Origin of the sequence: Acinetobacter sp. V104_13 (assembly GCF_031798995.1) — a bacterium.
Taxonomy (GTDB): Bacteria; Pseudomonadota; Gammaproteobacteria; order Pseudomonadales; family Moraxellaceae; genus Acinetobacter; species Acinetobacter pittii.
Window position 1 is genome coordinate 516,788 of record NZ_JAVQNP010000027.1, and the last position, 24,132, is coordinate 540,919.

General features: G+C 40.3%; 20 protein-coding genes. 9 read left to right on the forward strand and 11 right to left on the reverse strand.

The features are described from left to right. Positions 1-30: 30 nt before the first annotated feature. Positions 31-1,314 carry an MFS transporter gene (locus tag RMB06_RS15235; protein WP_017481548.1) on the reverse strand — a complete coding sequence of 428 codons (1,284 nt, stop codon included), beginning with the start codon at positions 1,312-1,314 and terminating at the stop codon, positions 31-33. A 58-nt stretch (positions 1,315-1,372) separates the two neighbouring features. Continuing rightward, on the reverse strand, positions 1,373-2,527 hold the full coding sequence (locus tag RMB06_RS15240) for an acyl-CoA dehydrogenase family protein (protein ID WP_057069240.1): 1,155 nt from the start codon (positions 2,525-2,527) through the stop codon (positions 1,373-1,375). 311 nt (positions 2,528-2,838) lie between these two features. Between RMB06_RS15240 and RMB06_RS15245 the strand changes: the two genes are divergently transcribed. The 6 genes from RMB06_RS15245 to RMB06_RS15270 all read left to right on the forward strand — a co-directional run bounded on the left by RMB06_RS15245 (position 2,839) and on the right by RMB06_RS15270 (position 9,413). Next, complete coding sequence (locus RMB06_RS15245) at positions 2,839-3,627, forward strand: enoyl-CoA hydratase (RefSeq protein ID WP_311080180.1); 789 nt, start codon at positions 2,839-2,841, stop codon at positions 3,625-3,627. 29 nt (positions 3,628-3,656) lie between these two features. Continuing rightward, positions 3,657-4,418 carry an SDR family oxidoreductase gene (locus RMB06_RS15250; protein ID WP_311080181.1) on the forward strand — a complete coding sequence of 254 codons (762 nt, stop codon included), beginning with the start codon at positions 3,657-3,659 and terminating at the stop codon, positions 4,416-4,418. Positions 4,419-4,479: 61 nt separating this feature from the next. Beyond that, entirely contained in the window at positions 4,480-6,003 is a 1,524-nt protein-coding gene (locus RMB06_RS15255) for a 3-hydroxyacyl-CoA dehydrogenase (protein WP_311080182.1), read from the forward strand. 14 nt (positions 6,004-6,017) lie between these two features. Next, positions 6,018-7,223, forward strand: a complete 1,206-nt coding sequence (locus tag RMB06_RS15260; protein WP_005069941.1) for a 3-oxoadipyl-CoA thiolase — start codon at positions 6,018-6,020, stop codon at positions 7,221-7,223. A gap of 111 nt (positions 7,224-7,334) precedes the next feature. After that, positions 7,335-8,177, forward strand: coding sequence for an IclR family transcriptional regulator (locus RMB06_RS15265; RefSeq protein WP_000081480.1), 843 nt, complete (start codon positions 7,335-7,337; stop codon positions 8,175-8,177). Positions 8,178-8,240: 63 nt separating this feature from the next. Next, positions 8,241-9,413 (forward strand): MFS transporter, encoded by a 1,173-nt coding sequence (locus RMB06_RS15270; RefSeq protein WP_311080183.1) that lies wholly within the window; start codon positions 8,241-8,243, stop codon positions 9,411-9,413. A 39-nt stretch (positions 9,414-9,452) separates the two neighbouring features. On the opposite strand, the gene RMB06_RS15275 is transcribed toward RMB06_RS15270, so the two are convergent. Further along, complete coding sequence (locus RMB06_RS15275; protein ID WP_000850369.1) at positions 9,453-10,424, reverse strand: nitronate monooxygenase family protein; 972 nt, start codon at positions 10,422-10,424, stop codon at positions 9,453-9,455. 229 nt (positions 10,425-10,653) lie between these two features. Between RMB06_RS15275 and RMB06_RS15280 the strand changes: the two genes are divergently transcribed. Beyond that, positions 10,654-11,463, forward strand: a complete 810-nt coding sequence (locus tag RMB06_RS15280) for an enoyl-CoA hydratase (RefSeq protein WP_057069253.1) — start codon at positions 10,654-10,656, stop codon at positions 11,461-11,463. A 65-nt stretch (positions 11,464-11,528) separates the two neighbouring features. Here RMB06_RS15280 and RMB06_RS15285 read toward each other — a convergent pair whose 3' ends face one another. Together RMB06_RS15285 and RMB06_RS15290 are read right to left on the reverse strand one after the other, a co-directional pair. Continuing rightward, positions 11,529-12,374 carry an IclR family transcriptional regulator gene (locus tag RMB06_RS15285; RefSeq protein WP_000996082.1) on the reverse strand — a complete coding sequence of 282 codons (846 nt, stop codon included), beginning with the start codon at positions 12,372-12,374 and terminating at the stop codon, positions 11,529-11,531. Between the two features lie 186 nt (positions 12,375-12,560). After that, entirely contained in the window at positions 12,561-13,778 is a 1,218-nt protein-coding gene (locus tag RMB06_RS15290; RefSeq protein ID WP_311080185.1) for a CaiB/BaiF CoA-transferase family protein, read from the reverse strand. A 331-nt stretch (positions 13,779-14,109) separates the two neighbouring features. On the opposite strand from RMB06_RS15290, the gene RMB06_RS15295 reads away from it, so the two are divergent. Together RMB06_RS15295 and RMB06_RS15300 are read left to right on the forward strand one after the other, a co-directional pair. After that, on the forward strand, positions 14,110-15,261 hold the full coding sequence (locus RMB06_RS15295; protein ID WP_311080187.1) for an acyl-CoA dehydrogenase family protein: 1,152 nt from the start codon (positions 14,110-14,112) through the stop codon (positions 15,259-15,261). A 61-nt stretch (positions 15,262-15,322) separates the two neighbouring features. Beyond that, positions 15,323-16,573 (forward strand): MFS transporter, encoded by a 1,251-nt coding sequence (locus tag RMB06_RS15300; protein ID WP_017385555.1) that lies wholly within the window; start codon positions 15,323-15,325, stop codon positions 16,571-16,573. A gap of 215 nt (positions 16,574-16,788) precedes the next feature. Here RMB06_RS15300 and phnX read toward each other — a convergent pair whose 3' ends face one another. From phnX to RMB06_RS15330, 6 genes are all read right to left on the reverse strand, one after another. Then, positions 16,789-17,604 carry a phosphonoacetaldehyde hydrolase gene (gene phnX / locus RMB06_RS15305; RefSeq protein ID WP_017385554.1) on the reverse strand — a complete coding sequence of 272 codons (816 nt, stop codon included), beginning with the start codon at positions 17,602-17,604 and terminating at the stop codon, positions 16,789-16,791. A 36-nt stretch (positions 17,605-17,640) separates the two neighbouring features. After that, positions 17,641-18,828 carry a 2-aminoethylphosphonate--pyruvate transaminase gene (phnW, locus tag RMB06_RS15310; protein ID WP_311080736.1) on the reverse strand — a complete coding sequence of 396 codons (1,188 nt, stop codon included), beginning with the start codon at positions 18,826-18,828 and terminating at the stop codon, positions 17,641-17,643. A 26-nt stretch (positions 18,829-18,854) separates the two neighbouring features. After that, entirely contained in the window at positions 18,855-20,009 is a 1,155-nt protein-coding gene (locus RMB06_RS15315) for a TIGR03364 family FAD-dependent oxidoreductase (RefSeq protein ID WP_311080190.1), read from the reverse strand. A gap of 101 nt (positions 20,010-20,110) precedes the next feature. Continuing rightward, positions 20,111-21,820 carry a putative 2-aminoethylphosphonate ABC transporter permease subunit gene (locus tag RMB06_RS15320; protein WP_311080192.1) on the reverse strand — a complete coding sequence of 570 codons (1,710 nt, stop codon included), beginning with the start codon at positions 21,818-21,820 and terminating at the stop codon, positions 20,111-20,113. Beyond that, a complete protein-coding gene (locus tag RMB06_RS15325; RefSeq protein WP_311080193.1) occupies positions 21,814-23,016 on the reverse strand; it encodes an ATP-binding cassette domain-containing protein in 1,203 nt (400 codons plus the stop codon). The genes RMB06_RS15320 and RMB06_RS15325 overlap by 7 nt, the downstream gene beginning before the upstream one ends. 22 nt (positions 23,017-23,038) lie before the next feature. Continuing rightward, on the reverse strand, positions 23,039-24,076 hold the full coding sequence (locus RMB06_RS15330; protein WP_311080194.1) for a putative 2-aminoethylphosphonate ABC transporter substrate-binding protein: 1,038 nt from the start codon (positions 24,074-24,076) through the stop codon (positions 23,039-23,041). Positions 24,077-24,132 lie beyond the last annotated feature (56 nt).

Consider the following 24,132-nt stretch of genomic DNA (forward strand, 5'->3'; position numbering starts at 1 on the left):
ATCCTTAATTTAAGGTGACAGATTGATCTGTCACTCTGCCTTTTGCGGGTTAAATAGTCGGTCTTTAATAAATAACAATGGAATTACCCCGCAGATAAAATAAGCCGCAGCCATCACCAAAAGCCCTAAGCCAATAGAACCGTTTTGCGATAGAAAACCAATTGTTAATGGAGAGAAAATAGAAAGTACTTTGCCAATATTATAAGCACCACCCACTGCCGAGCCTCGAATTGAAGTCGGGAAGCTTTCTGTCATGTAAGTGGCATTAATTGCGTATGGAATACCGTAAAGGAAACCGAAGAACAGCATCATCCATAAAATGTTGGTTGGTGTATTTAGGTAGACAATCACTGGAATAAATAAGGCTGTACCAATGGTTCCAAAAGCGAATACAGCGCGGCGTCCTAATTTGTCGGCAACGATCCCTGCAATCACTTTGGCAAACATCATAATCAGGAAAGTACCGACCATATACATGGCCATTTCTTTAAATTTGATGCCAAGATCAGACTCTAAATAAGCGGGTAACCAGTTACTTACACCGTAATAACCAAACTGTAATGCACCAGTACTAATAATCCAAAGCACAAACATGGTGCCATGTTTTTTATCTCTTAAAATCTCAAGATATGGATTTTGGCGTTTTTTGGGTTGATTACTTTGAGCGACTTCTAGCGCTTTTAATTGACGGGCTTTTTTCCAAGACTCAGGTTCAGGTACACAAAAGTGCATTAAAACTGACAACACCACAGGCGCAATTGCAATCCAGTAAAGGAAACGCCAGCCATGTTCAGGAATAATATGTCCAGCTAATAATGTCGCGAGTAAAGAACCTAAGGTGTACCCCGTCATGAGAGTAGCTAAAACAGTCGAGCGATGTTTGGTTGGCACCATTTCAGACATTAAGATATTACAGGCGATATAAAGTGCACCTAAACCCATCGCTCCAAATGTTCTTAAAACTGCAAATTGCATATAAGAATCAGTAAAACCCAGCGCACTAGTTAAAACTGAAGAATAAGCAATAAAGAACACAATAATGCGAACTCGCCCAAAACGGTCACACGCCCAGCCACCAATTAGACCACCCACAGCCGATCCGAAAAGCGTTAAGCTGCCTAATGTTCCGGCTTGTACACCCGTTAAATGAAATTCTGTTTTAAGACTGGTCAGGCTCAATGCCAAAAAACCTAAGTCTGCCCCATCACACAACAATGTTAAAAAAGCGAATATAAATGCGGTAATCCAAATCTTTTTTGGTGTCTGGATAGCTTCACTGCTAGCCGTATTTTGGGTAACTGTTTCTGTTGTCATGTCCATATCCTCAGAAGGAACATGAGGCATCCAATGCCTCATGGCATTTGATTTTTTATTAGGCTGTAGCTTCCCTAATCATGTTTTTAGCAATAATAATTTGTTGAACTTGCGTGGTTCCTTCATATAAACGGAACAAACGTACATCGCGATAAAAACGCTCGATGGCATATTCACTGATATAGCCCGCACCACCGTGAATCTGTACACAACGGTCAGCAACACGTCCGCACATTTCAGTCGCAAACATTTTTGCGCAAGATGCTTCTGTACTAATGTTTTCGCCATTGTCACGGCGGCGAGCTGCATCTAGGACCATACATTTAGCTGCATAAATCTCGGCTTTTGAGTCAGCAAGCATGGCTTGAATAAGCTGGAAGTTTGCAATAGGCTGACCGAACTGCTTACGCTCAATCGCATAGTGTAATGCGTCGTTTAACATACGTTCGGCAACACCCACGCTATAGGCACCAATGTGTAAACGCCCTTTATCAAGCACTTTCATGGCCGTTTTAAAACCAACACCTTCTACGCCACCAATCAATGCAGAAGCAGGTACACGGCAATTTTCAAAAATCACATCACAAGTGTGTGAACCCTTTTGCCCCATTTTTTGGTCAATTTTGCCCAACGTAATGCCCGGTGTATTCGCTTCGACTAAAAAAGCTGAAATGCCACCCGACCCTTTAATTTCAGAATTGGTTCGAGCCATTACGGTGAAAGTTGCAGCATGAGGTGCATTGGTAATAAAACGTTTGGTGCCGTTTAATACATAAAAGTCGCCATCTTTAACTGCGCTGGTTTTTAAAGAGGCAGCATCAGAACCAGATTCAGGCTCGGTTAAACAAAATGAACCAATAATTTCACCACTTGCATAACGCGGTAAATATTTTTGCTTTTGCTCTTCTGTGCCATCAATCAAAATTGCACTTGAGCCAATACCGTTATTGGTACCAATTAAAGAACGGAAAGCGGGTGAAGTTTGTCCAAGTTCAAATGCAACTCTGACTTCTTCTTCCATGGTGATGCCTAGGCCACCATATTCTTCGGGAATTGTGAGGCCGAACAAACCAAGCTCACGCATTTGCTGCACAATGTCATCTGGAATTTTATCTTTCTCTACCACTTCGTTTTCACGAGGGATCAATTCATTTTTTACAAAATCGCGAATTGTTGAAAGTAACTGCTCCAACATCCCTTCATCACGGATCATCTGTGATCTCCCTTTTTATGTATTTCCATCGCACCCATCAGCCATCTCCAGCTTGTCTGGATACCATGTTTTAAATCTTGTTTACTGCAGATGTGTTTCATAGTACGAGAACGAAAATACAAATTTCAAGCTTTTTTGAAAATTAATTTCGTTAAACGAAATTTAAAAATACACCATTACGAAATATCAAACACTTAGCTTATTTAATAAATCATAATTGCTCTAATGAACTAAATAAGACTTGAAATAAATTCCAAAATAAGCATCATAAAAGGAATATAGTTTTGATGTGCGAAACAAGGAATTCAAAAATGAGTGTATCAATAGGGAATAATTTCGTAGAAGTCGACTTTTCTATTCAAAAAATAGCGATTGTAAAAATAAACCGACCTGAAGCAAAAAATGCATTGAATACAGAGGTTCGCAAACAACTAGCACAAGCTTTTACCGAATTAAGTTTTAACGATGAGATCAATGCGGTTGTGCTCACAGGTGGTGAAGAGGTCTTTGCCGCAGGTGCAGATCTAAAAGAAATGGCAACCGCAACTTCAACAGAAATGTTATTGCGCCATACCGAACGTTATTGGAATGCGATTGCTCAGTGTCCTAAACCAGTCATTGCTGCTGTAAATGGTTATGCATTAGGGGGTGGCTGTGAACTTGCAATGCACGCTGACATTATTATTGCAGGTAAAGGCGCAACCTTTGGCCAGCCGGAAATTAAAGTTGGTTTAATGCCGGGTGCTGGTGGTACACAACGTTTATTCCGTGCTGTGGGTAAATTCCATGCCATGCGCATGATTATGACGGGTGCCATGGTGCAAGCTGAAGAAGCTCATATCATCGGTCTTGTTTCACAAGTCACAGAAGATGACCAGACCATCCCAACTGCAATTCAAATGGCACAAAGCCTCGCAAAAATGCCTCCTATTGCCCTACAACAAATTAAAGAAGTTGCGCTTATGAGCGAAGATGTTCCATTAAATGCAGGTTTAACTCTAGAACGAAAAGCATTCCAGTTACTGTTTTCAACCGAAGATAAAAATGAAGGTGTTCAAGCTTTTATCGAAAAGCGTAAGCCGTCGTATCAAGGTAAATAATTTAAAACCATAATAACAAAGGAATGAAAATGGCCAGAAAAGTATTGATTAGTGCAGGTGGTTCAGGGATTGGACGATGCATTGCCGAGGTATTTTTAAACAATCAGGATGAAGTTTTTGTTTGTGATATTAATGCTAAAAGCCTAGAACAATTTCAACAAGCTTATCCAAAGCTACATATATATACCTGTGATTTGGCTGATCATAAACAAATTGAACTTATGTTTAGTCAAGCCATTCAGAAACTTGGCGGTATTGATATTTTAGTCAATAACACAGGCATTTCAGGTCCGACCGTTGCAGCAGATGAGCTAAGTTTTGAAGATTGGAATACGGTCATTAATTTAAATCTGAATAGCACTTTTTTAATTACCCAGTTAGCCATTCCCTATTTAAAGAAAGCACAAGCAGGCGTGATTATTAATATGTCGTCTATTGCCGGCCGCTTAGGCTATCCATATCGATTAGCCTATTCCACTTCAAAATGGGGGCTGATCGGTTTTACCAAAACGCTTTCTATGGAACTCGGTGCAGATAATATTCGAGTTAACGCTATTCTTCCGGGTGCGGTAGATGGTGATCGAGTTCAACGTGTATTACAGACCCGTGCCGATGTAGCCCATACTTCACTTGAAGAAGTGACTCAAAACGCACTGAAAAATCAGTCGCTCAAATATTTTGTCAATCCAAAGCATATTGCAGATTTATGCCTATTTTTAGCGTCAGACAGTGGTCGCTCAATTTCAGGACAAATCTTACCCATTGATGGTGATAAACAATGCTTAAGCTAAATCACCCAACCCTATTTTTCCATTTAATTTCAAATATAGATTAATTATCAGGATGATCGACATGACTTATGATATTAAAAGCATGGCTGTGATTGGTGTAGGTGTCATGGGCAGTGGTATTGCTCAAATTGCTGCACAGTCAGGTCATACCACTTATTTATATGATGCCAAAGCAGGTGCAGCAGAACAGGCTAAAGAAAAACTGGCTGCTACATTTCAAAAGTTAGTCGACAAAAATAAAATTACATCTGAGCAAGCAACAGCAGCAAATAACCATTTAATTGTTGCTCATCAAATTAAAGATTTAAAAAATTGTGACCTGATTGTAGAAGCAATTGTTGAACGCCTTGATATTAAACAAAGCTTAATGCAGCAGCTTGAAGAGGTCGTTTCAGACAATACCATTTTAGCCTCAAATACTTCTTCTCTGTCTATTACAGCCATTGCTGCAAACTGTAAAAAGCCTGAGCGTGTTGTAGGCTATCACTTCTTTAACCCAGTTCCTCTCATGAAAGTGGTCGAAGTCATTCGTGGTTTAAAAACAGACCCACTTATTATTGATGCTTTAAACGATTTATCTCGTGCATTTGGTCACCGCCCTGTCGTAGCGAAGGACACCCCTGGATTTATTATTAATCATGCAGGTCGAGCTTATGGCACCGAAGCACTCAAAATTTTAAATGAAAATGTCTGTGATATTAGTGAAATTGACCGAATTTTACGTGACGGCGTTGGTTTTAGAATGGGTCCTTTTGAATTACTCGATTTAACTGGCCTTGATGTCTCGCATCCTGTGATGGAGTCGATTTATCATCAATACTATGAAGAAGCCCGCTACAAACCAAACCCGCTCACCAAACAAATGCTTGATGCCAAGCAACTTGGACGTAAGGTTAATCAAGGCTTTTATAATTATGAAACTGGCTCAAAAACAGGTGAACAACCTGCTCAGTTTGTAGAGCGTTTAGCGCAATATCCAAAAGTTTGGATCGCTGCCGATTTTTTAGACGATAAGAAACAGCTCGAAGATTATTTAACTCAGCAAAATATTGCCTTAGACACTCAGCCGGAACCACAAACAGATAGCTTATGTTTACTCGCTTGTTATGGTGAAGATACAACTCAAGCGGCGACCCGCCTAGGGGTTAACCCTGAACATGCTGTTGCTATAGACATGCTTTATGGCATTGCAAAGCATCGCACCTTGATGCCTTCACTCATTACTAAATCTGAATACCGACAAGCGGCTCACTCTATTTTCAATCTAGATGGAAATCTGGTCAGCATGATTAATGAAAGCATTGGCTTTGTTGCACAGCGCGTTTTAGCAATGGTCATCAATTTAGGCTGTGATATTGCGCAGCAAAATGTTGCCACGGTAGATGATATTAATGCCGCAGTACGTCTTGGCTTAGGCTATCCATTTGGTCCAATTGAATGGGGTGATCAAGTCGGCAGTAAAAAAATCTTACTCATTCTGAACCGTATAACAGCGCTTACGCATGACCCACGTTACCGCCCTAGCCCGTGGTTACAGCGTCGTGTCGCACTTCATTTACCTCTTACTTTTACTCACGAGTCTTGAAAAGGAATTTCTCAATGTTAAATGCATATATCTATGATGGTTTACGTAGCCCATTTGGCCGTCATGCAGGTGAACTTGCCTCAATTCGCCCTGATGATTTAGCCGCAACTGTCATTCAAAAACTACTAGAAAAAACTGGTGTTCCGGGTGCTGATATTGAAGATGTGATTTTAGGCGATACCAACCAAGCGGGTGAAGATAGTCGTAATGTGGCACGAAATGCACTATTACTTGCGGGTTTACCTGTTACTGTACCGGGCCAGACAGTAAACCGCCTATGTGCAAGTGGTTTAGGTGCGGTGATTGACTCGGCACGTGCCATTACTTGTGGTGAAGGCGAACTGTATATTGCAGGTGGTGTAGAAAGTATGTCACGTGCACCCTTTGTGATGGGTAAAGCAGAAAGTGCTTATAGCCGTGATGCAAAAATTTATGACACCACGATTGGCTCTCGTTTTCCAAATAAAAAAATTATTGCTCAGTACGGCGGACATTCAATGCCTGAAACGGGCGATAACGTTGCAGCCGACTTTGGTATTAGTCGTGAGCAAGCCGACTTATTTGCAGCCCAATCACAAGCCAAATATCAAAAAGCCAAAGAAGAAGGTTTCTTTGCCGATGAAATTACGCCGATTGAGGTTTTCCAAGGCAAAAAATTGCCACCTAAACTCGTTTCTGAAGATGAACACCCTCGTCCAAGCTCAACTGTTGAAGCACTCACAAAGTTAAAGCCTCTATTTGAAGGTGGTGTGGTCACTGCTGGTAATGCCTCAGGTATTAATGATGGTGCAGCTGCACTCTTGATTGGTTCAGAAGCAGCAGGTCAAAAATATGGCCTAAAACCAATGGCAAAAATCTTGTCCGCTGCGGCAGCTGGTATTGAGCCACGCATTATGGGTGCAGGCCCGATCGAAGCCATTAAAAAAGCAGTTGCGCGTGCGGGACTTACTTTAGATGACATGGATATTATTGAAATTAATGAAGCCTTTGCTTCACAGGTTTTATCTTGTTTAAAAGGTTTGAATGTTGATTTTAATGACCCGCGTGTGAACCCAAATGGTGGAGCAATTGCGGTTGGTCATCCACTTGGTGCATCTGGCGCTCGTCTTAGCTTAACAGTAGCTCGTGAGTTAATTCGCCGTAAAAAGAAATATGCAGTGGTGAGCCTATGTATTGGTGTAGGCCAAGGTCTTGCGATGGTGATTGAAAATGTTTCATAACCATTGATCCAGATATCCATTCATCACAACAGCGCAGTGATGAATGGATTTATTTTGCATAGCGAAATATAATGGCAAAACTATTTTGCTTTAATTATATTTGAGGATCGAATGTCTCAAAACACGGAAACTGAAAAACCAATAAATTTTGATGAGATACGTTTAGATCCTATTTCGCATATACATCGGGAAAACAACCCGCAGTTTATTGCTTCTTTAGCGCGCGGTTTAGAACTTTTAAGATGCTTTTCTGCAAATAATCAGGTGCTTGGTAACCAAGAATTAGCAAAAATGACAGGTTTACCTAAACCGACCATTGCACGTATTACCAATACCCTTGTGTCTTTAGGTTATTTAAAACAATTGCCTAACTCAACCAAATACACATTAGACATTGGTGTTTTATCTTTAGGATATGCAGCATTATCTAACATCTCGATTCGTAATATTGCTCATCAATATATGGAAGAGATGAGCCAGTATGTTCAAGCGCCTGTGGCGATGGCAACGCGTGATCGCTTAAATATGGTGTATATCGATGTTGTGCAAATTGAAACAGCCTTAAATATGCGCCGTCCAATTGGTTCGACTTTGCCAATTCATAGTAGTTCTATGGGCCGAGCATGCTTGGCTGCGACCCCTGAACGTGAGCGCAATTTTCTACTTGATGCGTTGAAACAAAAAAATCCCGAAAACTGGCCAGCCATAAAACGCTCATTAGAACGAGCTTTCCGTGATTATCAAGATTATGGATATTGTTTGTCTTTAGGTGAGTGGCATAAAGAAGTGAACTCGGTGGCTGTACCTTTGGTCAGCTCGAAACACGGTCTTTATGTTTTTAACTGTGGTGCGCCAAGTTTTCATTTAAATCCGGAAAAACTTGAAGGTGAAATTGGACCACGTTTAATCCACATGGTGCACAACATTCAAGATGCTTTGAATGAAACGCATTAACAGTCGTGCTTAAAATAGTCATGGTTGTGTTGATTAAAGGTCTACTTTCATTATGACTAAGGCATGATGAAAAACGCACTCTATACCCCAACCATTATTTTAATGGCAATTGCCGCAGGCATTTGTACAGGTGGAAATTATTTTAGTCAGCCACTTATTCATTCAATTAGTGTAAGCCTAGATTTAAGCGAAACGACTACAGCGTGGGTGCCAACTCTAGCCCAAATCACCTACGCATGTGGCTTACTCTTTTTAATGCCGTTGGGAGACATAATAGAAAAGCGCAAGCTGCTATTTATCTTTATGTTATTGGCTTCAAGTGGATTAATTATTAGCGGGTTTTCGCACAATATTTATCTTTTACTGCTTGGCACCATCATTACTGGTCTATTTTCCAGTTCAGCCCAACTGTTATTACCGCTTGCTGCAAGTCTGGTTCCGATTCAACAAAGCGGCCGTGTGGTTGGCTTTTTACTGAGCGGACTGATGATGGGGGTTTTACTCGCCCGTTCCCTTTCAGGGCTGATGTCTACGCTTTTCGCTTGGAATATTATTTATCTGGTCAGTGGCTTTTTGTTACTTATCATTGCCATTATTTTGCATCGTAATATCGGGTTATTTCCACCAACCAAATCTGAAAACTATGCAAAAACTATTCGCTCTTTACCACAGATTTTTATTCAAAATCGGCGGTTAAGAACCAGAACTTATATTGGTGGTTTTACATTTGCTTGTGTAAGTTTAACCTTTACCACCATGTCGTTGCTTTTGGCTCCAGCACCCTATTTTTTTAGCGACTTTACCATTGGCCTTTTCAGTTTTGTTGGGGTATTAGGGACGTTCGTTGCCAATTTTTCAGGTAAATTTATTGATCAAGGCTACATTCATAAAATTTCAATTTATTGCGGCATTGGCCTTATTTTAAGTTGGATTCTTTTTTCACTTTTACCCTACCATTTCGCTTTTTATATTATTGCCTTACTCATTCTCTACGCTTCTCTTTCTGCTGTGCATGTCACCAACCAAAGTATTGTATTTAAACTTAATCAAGAACTACGCTCACGTTTTAACGCGATTTATATGACGGGTTACTTTGCTGGCGGCGCTTTAGGCACAACGGCAGGAAGTTATGCTTGGAAACACTTCGGATGGACAGGTGTCTGTATTTTGGGTTTAATTTTTGCCGTTTTATGTCTTTATTATTGTGTACATGATGCAAAAAATCAGCACAATTAAAGCTTGTGCTGATCTTATATAAAGTAGGTTAATGGTTCGTTATAAAAGCCCTAATAATCGACCACGAATAATGTCTTCTGCCTCTTTGACAATCCGGCTAACCAGTTCATCGCATGTCGGAATATCATGAATCAAGCTAGCCACTAACCCACATGACCATGCACCTGCATTTACATCGCCATCAATCATCACTTTTGGATAAACCCCTGCAACTTCTTCAATAATATCTTCAAATTTAATGTTATCGCCAAGTGCTTTTTCTTTTGCCACGATTTTTTCTACAGCAGCATTATTCATGACACGTTCTGTATTTCGCAAAGCACGCATAATTAAACGCGTGTCTCGTTCGGTTGCATTCAAAATCGCCTGTTTCACATTTGCATGTACGGGAGCTTCCTGAGTCGCAATAAAACGTGTGCCCATGTTAATCCCATCTGCTCCCATCGCTAATGCAGCAGCGAGTGAGCGTCCGTCTGCCATTCCACCTGAAGCAACAAACGGAATTTCTAATGCATCGGCTGCTAAAGGCAATAAAATCATATTGGGCACATCATCCTCACCGGGGTGACCACCACACTCAAATCCATCTACAGAAACCGCATCACATCCAATTTGCTGAGCTTTTAAGCTATGTCGAACCGAAGTACATTTATGAATTACTTTAATACCAGCAGCCTTTAAATATGGCATGACTTGTTCAGGATTACGCCCCGCTGTTTCTACAACCTTTACTCCGCCTTTAATGATTGCTTCTACAAAACCCGGATAATCAGGAGTATTTACCGTAGGCAAAAAGGTTAAATTCACCCCAAAAGGCTTGTCGGTCATTTCTCGGCAACGTGCAATTTCTTTTGCCAGATTTTCAGGCGTACGCTGAGTTAAGCCAGTAATAATGCCTAATCCGCCCGCGTTAGAAACCGCAGCAGCCAGCTCTGCAAAACCAACATAATGCATACCGCCTTGAATAATTGGATGCTCGATTTCAAATAGTTCTGTAATTTTGGTCTTCATATTATTCCCACTCACTGTTTTATAGCTAGCTTCTTATTTCCTTAGCAGAGCTAGATACTTATTTACGCATAAATTCTGTCATCATTTAAAGTGAATTAAGTTAAAATTTCACAATACAAAATTATATACCACAATATAAAACAAAATAATTGATAACGGAATTATTTTTCGATAGCATTATTTTAATGAGTTTAATTTTTAGACAGAAAGTTAGTTAAAGGAATGAATGATGCAGCAGGACAACAAAACTCAAAACCAGCTTAAAAGAGGCACAATTCATGAGTATTTTGATAGAAATATACTAACGCTCACCATGAGTAATCCCACTAAAAAGAATGCAATTAATTACGAAATGTATGCGGCCCTAAGTCAGGCATTAGATGAGGCTTCAACTAATCAAGACATTCATGTGGTTGTGCTGACTGGTGAAGACTCCGCATTTACCAGTGGTAATGATGTAAACGCATTTGAAAAACGCGATACCACCAGTTCCGAACCACCCGCTTCGATTGTTTTCTTAAAAAGCTTAGCAACGTTTCCAAAACCGATTATTGCTAAAGTAAATGGTGTAGCAATTGGTATTGGCAGCACCATGCTTCTACATTGCGACCTTGTGTATGCAAGCCAAAACTCTATTTTCCAATTCCCCTTTGTGAATTTGGGACTTGTACCTGAAGCGGGTTCAAGTTACATCTTGCCAAGACTATTGGGCTTTGCTCGTGCTTCTGAGATTATTTTATTGGGTGAAAAGTTTTCGGCAGACCAAGCAAAGAATTATGGTCTGGTAAATGAAATATTTGAGGCAACTGAGCTGGATCAAGCGGTTGAAGATGTGGCTATTAAACTTGCTCACAAACCAAGCCAAGCCTTACAACTCAGTAAAAAGTTACTAAGAGATATGCCAATTGATGATCTACTCAATCGTATTGATCATGAGTCGACTATTTTCTCGCATTGTTTGCAAGGTTCTGAGTTTAAAGAAGCATTAAATGCTTTTAAAGAAAAAAGAAAACCGAACTTTCACAACCAAACAGCTTAAAGCTCACCCATTAAAAAGCCAGCATTGAAAATCAAAGCTGGCTTTTATAAGTAAATCAGATTGGTTTAGCTAATCTCAGTACGAATATTATTCACCATGTGTAAAAGACGCGGTGCAATATCTTCTTCGAGTTTTTCACGATTCATAATAAAGCTTGGGCCGCCACAGTTGAATACCAGCAAACCATGTTGTTCATGAATCAGTGGAACTGCAACTGAATTGACATCTTTATGCCATTCACCGATTGAAAAACAGTATCCAAAATCTTGGTAGTCTTTAAAAGCTTTGTCTAGATCACGGTTAATTTTGATCCAGTCTTCTTTGTGCTTGCTACGAATGGCATCAAGTAAAAACTCTCGCTCATCTTCAGGCATTGCCGCTAAACATGCACGTCCCATCGAACTTAAATGAATCGGTAAATAAGTTCCAACTTGACGACGCATGGTCATATTGCCTTTGCCTTGCACCACATCAAGATAAATCATGTTCAATCGATCACGTGTTGCCATGGCTACAGCAGCGCCAGCATAGTCTGCCAAATTTTTCATATATGGATGAGCAATAGAGCGAATCGATACGTTAGACAACATGGAGTAACCAAACGCAAGAACCCCTACTGAAAGCTGGAATTTGCTTGAGTTAGGTACTTGTTTGATATAACCCAAACGCGACAAGGTATGTGTAAGGCGAGTAATGGTTGGTTTTGGCAAACCGGTCATCTGAGCAAGCTCTTGGTTACCCAAATGCTGATGCTTAGGCGTAAAACAACGTAATAGCTCTAAACCACGTGCTAATGCAGTAATAAATTGGCGATCATTTTCATCTTGCATGTCTTCAATCGGATGTAATAATTCATGCCTTAAAGGCGCTAATAATTTTTCTGTCTGTTCTGCATCAACTGCGTCGTTCATTGTCATACCAATCCATATTTTGTTTCGCACTGCGAAAATTATAATCTATTTTTTCTATAAATAGCAAAAGAGCAAACATCCGAGTCTGCATCTAAAAGATAACTTCATTTAACTCATTAAAGCGAAAGATTAAATATTTTATTTTCTGATTTTAAATATAATTTTAACCTTCCGCTTTTAAATCAATTATCCAATTACGCCCTTTTCTTTGAGCTCAGCCAGTTTTTCTGAAGAAACCACTCTTCGCAAAACGGCCTGCGTATGTTCTCCCAGCAGCGGTGGTGCTGTTTTGTATTCAACAGGTGTTCTCGAAAGTTTGATTGGTGACCCAATTACCTTCAGTTTTTCACGTTGAGGATGATTCATCTCGACTAACATTTCTCGGGCAATTACTTGCGGTTCTTGAAAAGCTTGTTCCAAGTTATTAATCACACCGACGGGAACTTTAGCGGCATAAATTGCATCTACCCATTCATCTGCTGTTTTTGTTAAAAAGTGAGTTTGTAAAATCCCGATAATTTCATCACGATGCTTGATTCGGTCCGCATTTCGAGCAAAACGTGCATCATTTGGTAAATCGGGTAAACCAATACTTCGACAGAGTTGAATAAACTGAGTGTCATTTCCACACGCAATAATGAAATCACGGTCAGAAGCTTTGAACACTTGATAAGGCACAATATTGGCGTGTGCATTGCCATAACGCTTAGGAATATTACCCGATGAAAGATAATTCATTCCCTGATTTGCCATTGTGGCAATTTGAACATCAAGCAAAGCCATATCAATGTATTGGCCTAAACCTGTCACATGGCGGTTGAGTAAAGCAGCCTGTATGGCAATCGTAGAATAAAGTCCTGTAGCTAAATCAGAAAATGCGACCCCTACTTTTTGTGGACCACCGCCGGGCAAATCATCACGCTCACCCGTAACAGACATGAGTCCGCCCATGCCCTGAATAATAAAGTCATAACCAGGTTCTTCTGCTCTTGGGCCATTTTGACCAAAACCTGTAATTGAGCAATACACCAGTTTAGGGTTAATCGCAGATAAAGATTCGTAGTCCAAACCGTATTTTTTTAAAGAACCCGCTTTGTAGTTTTCAATCACGACATCGGTGTCTTGAATGAGAGCTTTAATCAATTCTTGGCCATCAGAACTCGCAATGTCGATAGCAACAGATAGTTTATTGCGGTTGGTAGACTGATAATATGCAGCTTCTTGAGTGTCTTGGCCAGAATCATCTTTCATCCAAGGTGGCCCCCAAGAACGGGTGTCATCACCGACTCTTGGTCTTTCAATCTTAATTACTTCTGCACCTAAATCTGCAAGAATCTGTCCACACCAAGGCCCAGCCAATACCCGACTTAAGTCAAGCACCCGAATTCCATTTAAAGCACCCATCTTCATCCCACTATATTTTGTGACTCATTTCCTATAGGAAAACTTATCCATTTAAAATTTCGCATAGCGATATATATTTTTAATATACACAGCTCTTTTGAAAAATCAAACTTTAATTTTCCACTAAAAATAATGATTTTTTATAAGAAAATATAGCTTAAATAAATCAATAAATTAGCCAAACATAAATCAACAACAAAGTATCGCATTGCGAAATTAATTTTCAAAATATATTGTTTTGCGTTCATCCTTTGATTACTATGGCTTCAAATATTGGTGATTTTACGAACATCACATTGATGTTTTCTGCATGTAGTAAAAGGACGAGACTATGATTCGAGATCAGGAAACCTTAAATCAACTTGTTGATATGATTCGACAATTTGTTGAAGGTGTATTAATTCCTCATGAGAATGAAGTCGCTGAAACGGATGAAATTCCTCAAGATATCGTTGAGCAAATGAAAGCTCTCGGTTTATTTGGTTTAACCATTCCTGAAGAGTACGAAGGTCTTGGCCTGACGATGGAAGAAGAAGTCTATGTGGCTTTTGAATTAGGTCGTACCTCTCCTGCTTTTCGCTCTCTCATTGGGACCAATAATGGCATTGGCTCAAGTGGCCTGATTATTGATGGGACCGAAGCACAAAAATCATTTTTCTTGCCACGTTTAGCACGTGGTGAAGTGATCAGTTCTTTTTGCTTAACCGAACCGGATGCAGGTTCTGATGCTGCCTCTTTAAAAACCACCGCTGTAAAAGACGGTGACTTTTACATTTTAAATGGTACTAAACGCTTTATCACCAATGCTCCTCACGCTGGTGTATTTACAGTCATGGCACGTACAAACCCTGATATTAAAGGCACTAGTGGTATTTCTGCTTTTATTGTCGATAGCCAAACTCCGGGCATTTTTCTTGGCAAACGCGATAAAAAAATGGGGCAAAAAGGCGCACATACCTGTGATGTGATTTTTGAAAATTGTCGTATTCCTGCTTCGGCACTCATTGGTGGTGTTGAAGGTGTTGGTTTTAAAACTGCGATGAAAGTACTCGATAAAGGCCGTTTGCATATTGCGGCTTTGAGTGTCGGCGCAGCAACACGAATGCTAGACGATTCTTTAAATTACGCCATCGAACGCAAGCAATTTGGACAACCGATTGCCGAATTTCAACTCATTCAAGCCATGCTTGCCGACTCAAAAGCTGAAATTTATGCAGCTAAATGTATGATCTTAGACGCTGCACGCCTACGCGATGCAGGTCAAAACGTTAGCACCGAAGCCTCATGCGCAAAAATGTTTGCAACAGAAATGTGTGGCCGCGTTGCTGATCGCTGCGTACAAATTCACGGCGGCGCGGGTTACATCAGTGAATACGCCATTGAACGTTTTTATCGAGATGTTCGTTTGTTCCGTCTCTATGAAGGGACCACTCAAATTCAACAAATGATTATTGCCCGAAACATGATTCGCGCTGCGTCTTAATCAAATTTTAAGCGCTTCAAAACGACTTGAAGTGCTTTTTATCAAATGTAGGTAATGGATTATGGCTACAAATTACAAAGAAGGTCTTTCCCGTATACAGCCTCATACGTGGAAAATAGCATTTATTTTTGCATTTCTAGCACTGTTGGTAGATGGGGCAGATTTGATGCTACTGTCTTATAGCTTAAATAGTATTAAGGCAGATTTTGGATTAAGTTCAGTACAAGCAGGTATGCTTGGCAGTTTCACATTGGCAGGCATGGCTGTTGGTGGAATTTTTGGGGGATGGGCGTGCGATAAATTTGGTCGTGTGCGCATTGTGGTTATTTCTATTTTAATTTTCTCACTCCTCACCTGTGGCTTAGGTTTCACCCAAAGCTTTCTTCAGTTTGGTATTTTAAGATTTTTTGCATCACTGGGTTTGGGTTCACTTTATATTGCCTGTAATACCCTCATGGCCGAATATGTCCCAACCCGTTACCGCACCACAGTACTGGGTACCCTACAAGCTGGCTGGACGGTTGGCTATATTGTTGCGACCTTACTTGCAGGCTGGATTATTCCTGATCATGGCTGGCGCATGCTGTTTTATGTTGCGATTATTCCTGTTGTTATTGCTTTCCTCATGCATATTCTTGTACCGGAACCAGAAGCATGGCAAAAGTCTCGACTACAACAACCTGTTGTGGCTCAAAATGCTCTAAAAACCTCGGCATTTAAGCTTATTTTCCAAGATAAACGAAACCGTAATATGTTTATCCTATGGGCGCTAACGGCAGGCTTTTTACAGTTTGGCTACTATGGCGTAAATAACTGGATGCCTTCATACCTTGAAAGTGAACTCGGTATGAAATTTAAGGAAATGACTGCCTATATGGTAGGTACATATACCGCGATGATTTTGGGTAAAGTTCTTGCGGGCATGATGGCCGATAAATTAGGACGTCGTTTTACCTATGCTTTTGGTGCAATCGGCACTGCTATTTTCCTACCTTTAATTGTTTTTTATAACTCTCCAAGCAACATTTTATATTTACTGGTGACCTTTGGTTTCCTCTACGGCATCCCGTATGGCGTAAATGCCACCTATATGACCGAAAGCTTTGCAACAGCAATCCGCGGTACAGCCATTGGTGGTGCTTATAACGTCGGACGTTTAGGTGCTGCTTTAGCCCCTGCAACGATTGGTTTCTTAGCCTCTGGCGGTTCAATTGGTTTAGGTTTTGTCGTGATGGGTGCTGCCTACCTAATTTGTGGCGTGATACCAGCCCTATTTATTAAAGAAAAATTATATGACCCTCAAAAGTCATAAAAAGATCTATCACATAGGTCATATGCCTATCTGATTGATGGTGCTAACAATCGAAACATGTGTTTTAAATCGTTAGCCGGAAATAAGGAATTTACTCCTCAAAGTTACTCCTTATTTCCACATATGTAGAGTGTATCTACTCTTCATTTTAATTTTTTAGGTAAGCTTAGCTCCCAAGGGAGCTAAGCTTAAGAATATATAAACCTAAACTTTGTTTAAGGTCGTTCACCCTGCCCCAAACGGCGTTCAATATCATCGAGTACATTTGGCAAATCAGCGACACTATCAATCACATAGTGAGCACCCGACGCATTCATTTTTTGGTATGCCTTATCTTTTAGCACAATCTGTTCATCAGCCGATAATGCACTCCACTCTTCATAGCTCAAGCCGACTTCATTACCACTAATCGCAAGTCCTACTGTCCAGCACCCTGCGTTTAAACCTTCGTCAATACCCACCACGGTATCATCTACTTTTACAACGGTTTTAATATCGGATACATCGAGTTGAATTAAGTTCTTCCACAACATTTCAGGATATGGACGACCATATTTCACGTCACTTGCCGTAACGATACAGTCCGGTCGATAGCCCTGATCGGCAGCATCTTTGACCAAACGACCAATCATCATGGATGCATATCCTGTATTACTACCAATTTTTGCACCACGCTTTTTAATATTTTCAAACGTTTCTAATGCACCCGGAATTAAAGCAGAACATTTCGGAATAGAATTTAACTGGTACGGAATAAAGTCTTTATATAAACGGTCAATATCTGCTTCAGTTGCCGCCTGACCATATACTTCCTGCCATGCAGTCGCTACACGCGGCATTTTTAAAACTGCTGCAATATGGTCACGTTTTTCTAAACCCATTGGCGCACGCGCCTCTTCGACCGTAATTTCAATTTTATTGTCTTTAAATAAAGCCATAAAAGCCAAAATCGGTGCGCGTGAACCAAAATCTACAGTTGTGCCAGCCCAGTCAAAAACCACAGCCTGAATTTGTGTATTGTTGGTCGTCATGGTGTATTCCCTTTAATTCAAATGTTTTAATAAAAATTATGCTGTTACAGCTTGATTTAGATGGTTTTCACAGTAGCTCGCAATCGCAGCAAGAAGCCCTTCAATGTCATGAATATAAACTTCGCCAATATTGCCAATACGGAAACAATTAAGGTCAGTGACTTTGCCCGGATAAATTACATAACCTGATTTTTTCAGGGTTTCGTAGAAGGACTGAAAGCTAAATGTCTCGGCTGTTGGGTAAAGGAATGTGGTAATAATGGGTGATTGGGGTGCTTGATTGCCTAATACCAATTCAAAGCCTAGTTGTTGCATACCTTTAGATAAGGTTTGTTGGCTCTGTAAATAACGTTGATAACGTGCAGCAACACCGCCTTCTGCCTCAAGCTCAAGTAAGGCTTGATAAAAAGCACGCACCACATGGGTTGGCGAAGTAAAACGCCATTTACCGTTATGCTGCTCCATCGTATTCCACTGGTCATACAAATCGAGACTTACTGAACGAGCTAAACCTTTACATGCTTCTAGGCAATCACGCTTTGCCAAAATAAAACCAAAACCCGGAACACCTTGAATACATTTATTTGCACTTGAAATTAGAAAATCAATTTCAAGCTCAGCAATATCCATAGGCACACCACCAAATGAACTCATGGCATCCACAATCCAGATTTTTCCTGCCGCTTTAACTAAACAGCCAATGTCATGAATCGGGTTTAAAATTCCTGTGGTGGTTTCACAGTGCACACAAGCAACATGGCTAATGGTTTTATCTTTTAAAACGTGCTCAATTTCTTGTAAATCTGGTGCTTGGGTTTCTAAATAGTTCAGCTCAATCACTTTAATATTTAAGCAACGCGCCATTTCCACCATACGTGCACCATATGCGCCGTTATTAATGATCAAGATTTTGCCATCACGCGGAATAGCTGACCCAAGCACAGACTCCACAGCAAAACTTCCACTGCCTTGCATTAACACAGCCGTATATTTTTCAGGTTGGCTGGTTGCCAAGTTGGCCAGTCGATTACGAATATCTTGTACCAGCGAGTTGTATTCTTGGTCCCAAGTACACCAATCTTTTTGCATGGCACGACGTACTGTTGCCGATGTTGATAATGGTCCTGGAGTAAGAAGCAAATATTTGTTCTCTAAATCCATATCGAGTTGGGGTTGCATGTTCATAATGTTACTCATTTCTTTTGCGTTCATTTCAATATACATCAATCTGGTTTAAACCAGATGACAAACTAGTAAATATTTTGTTCTAATACTTCTTTCATAAATCCGGCCCCTGTGGTCATGCCTTTGCCAGCAATCGCACTCACCAGAAAGATATTTTTTTCAGCTTCAGTGACGCAGGCCAACTCATGTTCATGGGTCAGGTAATAACCATTCCAACGTTTTTGAATTGGAGGTAAAGTCAGCCCTAGTTTTTGGCGGCAGTACGTTTGAATAAACTCATTAATCTCTTCACGCTGCTCGAACTGAGGCGCTTCATTAATCGGATGATATTCGTGACTATCGCCTACGATCAGTTGGCCAAATTCGTTTTGTTTAATCAGAATATGAATACCGAATTCTTTTATGAATCCCTGTTGTGACGCTTTAACCAACTCCGCATGACTTGGGCAAATTTCAAAAGCTGGATAACGTGAAATAGATAAGCCTGAATAAAGAGAAGCATTTAATTTTTGTTGAAATGGTTGAGTCAGCGCCATTTGTAAGCCACAACGTTTCAAGTTCAAACTTTGTAAGAGATCTGGATATAAAACCTCGATGACTTCACCGTGGCAGATCAAAACTTTATTTGCCCGAAAAGTCATACCATTTGCCAAACTAACCCGACAGCTTTCCTGCTGATATTGGGTTTGAACGACACAGGCATTGGTATAAATCTCTACACCTTGACTTTGTGCATATGCCAATAGTCGTTGCCCAACCACATGAGGTTCAACCGAATAATCTTCCTCAAAAACCAAACCACCTTGAAACTGCTGCTCCGGGTTTAAATAGGAAAATTGGGTGACCAGCTCATCATGACTTCGTAAATGCACAGGTATTTGGTAATTATTTGCACGCTCGGCAAACTCATTTAAAACCTGCCATTCAAGTGCCGTGTTTGCCAGATAGACACCTTGGCGTTGAGCAAACGAAATATCGGCTTCAGCCTGAATGCGTTGATAAAAAGAACGCGTTTCAAGAGCGTACTTTCGCCACTGTTGCTCTGGATGGGTTAAGGTCGAAGTTCCGACCATGCCAAAATTACGGCGAGTTGCGCCCACAGGCTTGGCATTTTTCTCGAAGATACAAACTTTTAAGCCTTGTTCTTGTGCCTGTATGGCAGCGGATAGACCTAAAATACCGGCTCCGACAACAATTAAATCAAACTGTGCGTTATTCATAAGACTTCCAATTTGCGAAATTTAGGATGAATAAACCCTTGCCTTGTTGAACAAAGCATTTCGTTTCAGTCGGTTAAATAAAAATTGTGTTTAGTTAAAGCTTAGTGAGAGCTTTCACGCCATTGCTGACTTCTTGCCATAATTTTTCGGGTAAATAACCAGTGAATGAGTTTTACAACACATGAGGTGGTTAAAATGAGAATGCTCATCGCAACAGCAGCAACCGTGTCTCCTGCATCATCCATATTTAAAACAGCTACCGCAGCTAAACTGGTGTCTGGTGAATATAGGAAAATGGCAGCCGACACAGTGGTCATGGCATTCACAAAAACATAGACCGACACATCACATAGCGCTGGAAAACACATGGGCAAATATACTTTCCAAAAGGTTTTCCACTTCGATGTTCCTAGAGTTTGTGCTGCCTGATCGAGCTGTAACGGAATCTGTTTAATGGCATTGGTTAAAGTCAGGTGTGGGACGGTATAATAATGCACGATGGTTGAAATCACCAAAATGGTCATAGTTCCATACAGCACATTTAACGGGTTGCTTTGCTGGTTAAAAAACAAAATATAAGCAATACCTAGCACCAACCCCGGCACAGCAAGGGGTAATAAAACTAAAGCCTGTACATAATTTTTAATGAGTGGATGTGCCTTAAAACGTTCGGTTAATAACGCCACCATAAAAATCAGTGCTGTTCCAAAAACCGTACTAAAGAGTGCCATGCGAACCGAGTTAAAGTACGCTGCCCAACCGCCGCCATCGACATATTCAAAACTGTAATGTGCTAAGGTCAAAGACAAATCATAAGGCCAAGACTGAATGAATGAAGCCAGCACTGCCGTAAAGATAATCAGTAAAATCGCACCTGAAACTAAACCACAAAATAAGCCCAGAACGACTTCAAGTTTTTTATTCGATGCTGAAACATAAGGTTTAGCCTGAAAAGCTTGAAACCGTGCATGGCGTTTGCTTTGAATACGATCGAAAATAAAGACGAACACTGCTGGTAGCAATAACAAGATGGAAATTATCGCACCCATGCTCATATTTTGCTGACCAATAATCTGTTTATAGACATCAAGCGCCATCATGTTAAATGAACCGCCAATGACTTTTGGAATACCAAAATCGGTCAACACATAAATAAAAGCCACCAGACTTGCACTGATGAGTCCATAGCGAATTGCAGGTAGTGTGACGTGGTAATGCGTCTTCCAGATATTTTTGCCGAGCGACAAAGAGGCTTCAATTAAACGCTGATCGACACTTCGAAAAGACACCATCATCAGCATTAAAATTGCTGGAAATAGCCAAAAGCAGTAACTGATTAAAATGCCGATTGGACCATAAATTTGTATATCGCCCAGCAAAGGTTTAAATACACCTTGCTTACCAAATAAATAAACCAATGCTAAAGAAGGCAAAAGTGATGGCGCTAAGATTGGTAAAAAAGCCACCAGTTTAAAGAAACCTTTGCCTTTCATATTCACATTCGTCAGGGCAAAAGCATAAATACTGGCAAGAAATACTGTAATGACAGTAGCAGCACAAGCAACCCACATCGAGTTAAATATAGAACTGAGTAAAGCTGGGCTAGCAAAATAATGATGAAAATTTTCAAGGCCAACAAAATTTTGATTTTCATCAAAAAATGCGGTTTCAAACAGCATCATTAAAGGAGCAATAATTGCTAAAGTCAAAGCGATTGCGACCATAGCTAAAGCAATATTTGATCTTAATGAATATTCAGTTTTTCGACGCGGCTGTGTTTTTAAAACCGCTGAAGCAGCTTCATTTAACATAGTGCATACCCTTGTTCGTCAAAGACATGAATGAGCTGATTAGGTACTTTTATAAACATGAGTTCTTGCAAGGACTTGAACTTGGTATTTTCAATTTCAATTTGCAAGAGGTGTTTTGCCTGCTCAATTCCATCGATATGAATAGTGCAAAACAAACGGCGTTTGGCGCCTAAAAATTCAGTGCTTAATACTTTAACCGGCAAATACAAAGACTCTTTATCACTGCCAAAATCATCAACCAACTCGACAGCTTCGGGTCTAAAACCAATACTGTAATTTTCCCCTGCTTTAAGTTTTTGTTGCTCCAAATTTAGAGGAATAAAACCTAGAACCTCGAGCTGATTAACTATCGAACACGTGGCTTTTAAAAAGTTCATGGTGCCAATAAACTTGGCAACGAATTGGGTTTGTGGCTTGTAATAAATATTGTGCGGTGTATCAATTTGCTCAATGACGCCATGATTCATCACCACAACACGGTCAGAAATGCTTAATGCTTCTTCTTGGTCGTGCGTGACCATAATGGTTGGCAAGTTAAGCTGCGATTGAATCGAACGAATCTTTTGTCTTAGGTTCAGACGTACCTGAGCATCAAGTGCAGACAATGGTTCATCCAACAGTAAAATATTAGGCTTCGGCGCAATTGCCCGAGCAAGCGCAACACGTTGCTGCTGCCCACCCGACAATTGATTTGGATATTTTTTAGCAATATCAGGTAATTCAATCAGTTCTAATAACTGTTGAACCCTTTGGCTACGCTGTGCCTTATCCCACTTTTTTTTATCTAAGCCAAAAGCAATATTTTCTTCAACGTTTAAGTTTGGAAATAACGCATAGTTCTGAAACACAATGCCACATTGACGCTTTTCAGCACTCAACAACGTAATGTCTGTGCCCTTTTTTATAACCTTTCCATAATCAGATTTTTCTAGACCCGCAATTATGCGTAGCAATGTGGTTTTACCGCATCCAGAAGGTCCCAAAAAGCTCACGAACTCGCCAGCTTTAAGGTCTAAATTAATATGCGTTAGGGCCTGAAAGTGTTGGAACTTTTTTTGAATATCCACCACTTCTAAAACCGAAGGGCCATGTTCAGGATATTTATAGGTCGTTAAGGTCGACAATAAATGTCCTGCTAACTCGCCCTTTTGGTTTTGACCTAGCAGCGATGATTGCAACGACGAAGGAATTTGCATAATGAGGCCCTTATCCAAAAGATCACTTTTCAAAACGCTTTGACCATTCAGCCAAAATACGTTCACGCTGCTCGGCCGCCCAATAAAAATCATTTTTTACGAGCATTTGAGAAAGATTTTTCGGGAAGTCCATAGTGGTATTTTCAATGCCTTTATAGGCCACCATTGAAAAGTTATGGGCATAGGCTTCATTTGCCGCTTTGCTTACCGACCAATTTATAAATTTTTGTGCGCTGCTTAATTTCTTGGTTCCTTTCACAATTGCTGAGGCTTCCATTTCCCAGCCTAAACCTTCAGTTGGATAAACTACTTCTAAAGGTGCACCCACTGCTTTTAATTTAAATGCCGGATAACCAAAAGAAACACCAATTGGAATTTCACCCTGTGCTGCCATCTTGCAAGGTTTTGAACCCGAATGAGGATATTGTGAAATGTTTTTATCTAAAGCCTGCATATAGTCCCATGCCTGCTTTTCACCCCAAATTTGCATCCAAGCTGTGACATCTAAATAGCCTGTGCCACTCGAAGCTGGATTTGGCATCACAATCAGGTTTTTATAAATCGGGTTGGTTAAATCTTTCCAAGTTTTTGGAATCGGTAACTTACGCTTTTCTAATTCGACTTTATTGACACAAATTGCAGATTCCCATGCATCCATACCCGTCCAAATCGGTAAAGGTTTTTGACTTACAAATTCTGGTTTTAAATTTTCAATACCTTCTGGTTTAAAAGGCTCAAGCATGTCTTTTTTTTCCATGACCAGTAAACTGGTTAAAGCCACACCAAAAACCACGTCCGCTTGTGGGTTTTTCTGCTCTGCCAAAAGTTTAGCGGTGATCACCCCTGTTGAATCACGTACCCATTTTACTTTTAGCTCTGGATAGGCTTTGTGTAATTCCTCTTGGTATTGCTTAAGCTGATCGGCTTCCACTGCCGTATAGACTGTAATTTCTTCTGATTGTTTTGATGTTGCTGATGAACATCCCATTTGAATAGCGAGCACTACACCTAAAACTGATGCAGTGCCGAGTTTAATTGTCTGTTGAACGTACTTTTTCATCTGCAAACCATCGAATGCAATTATTTGATGATCGTATTTCAACAGCTTTATATGAC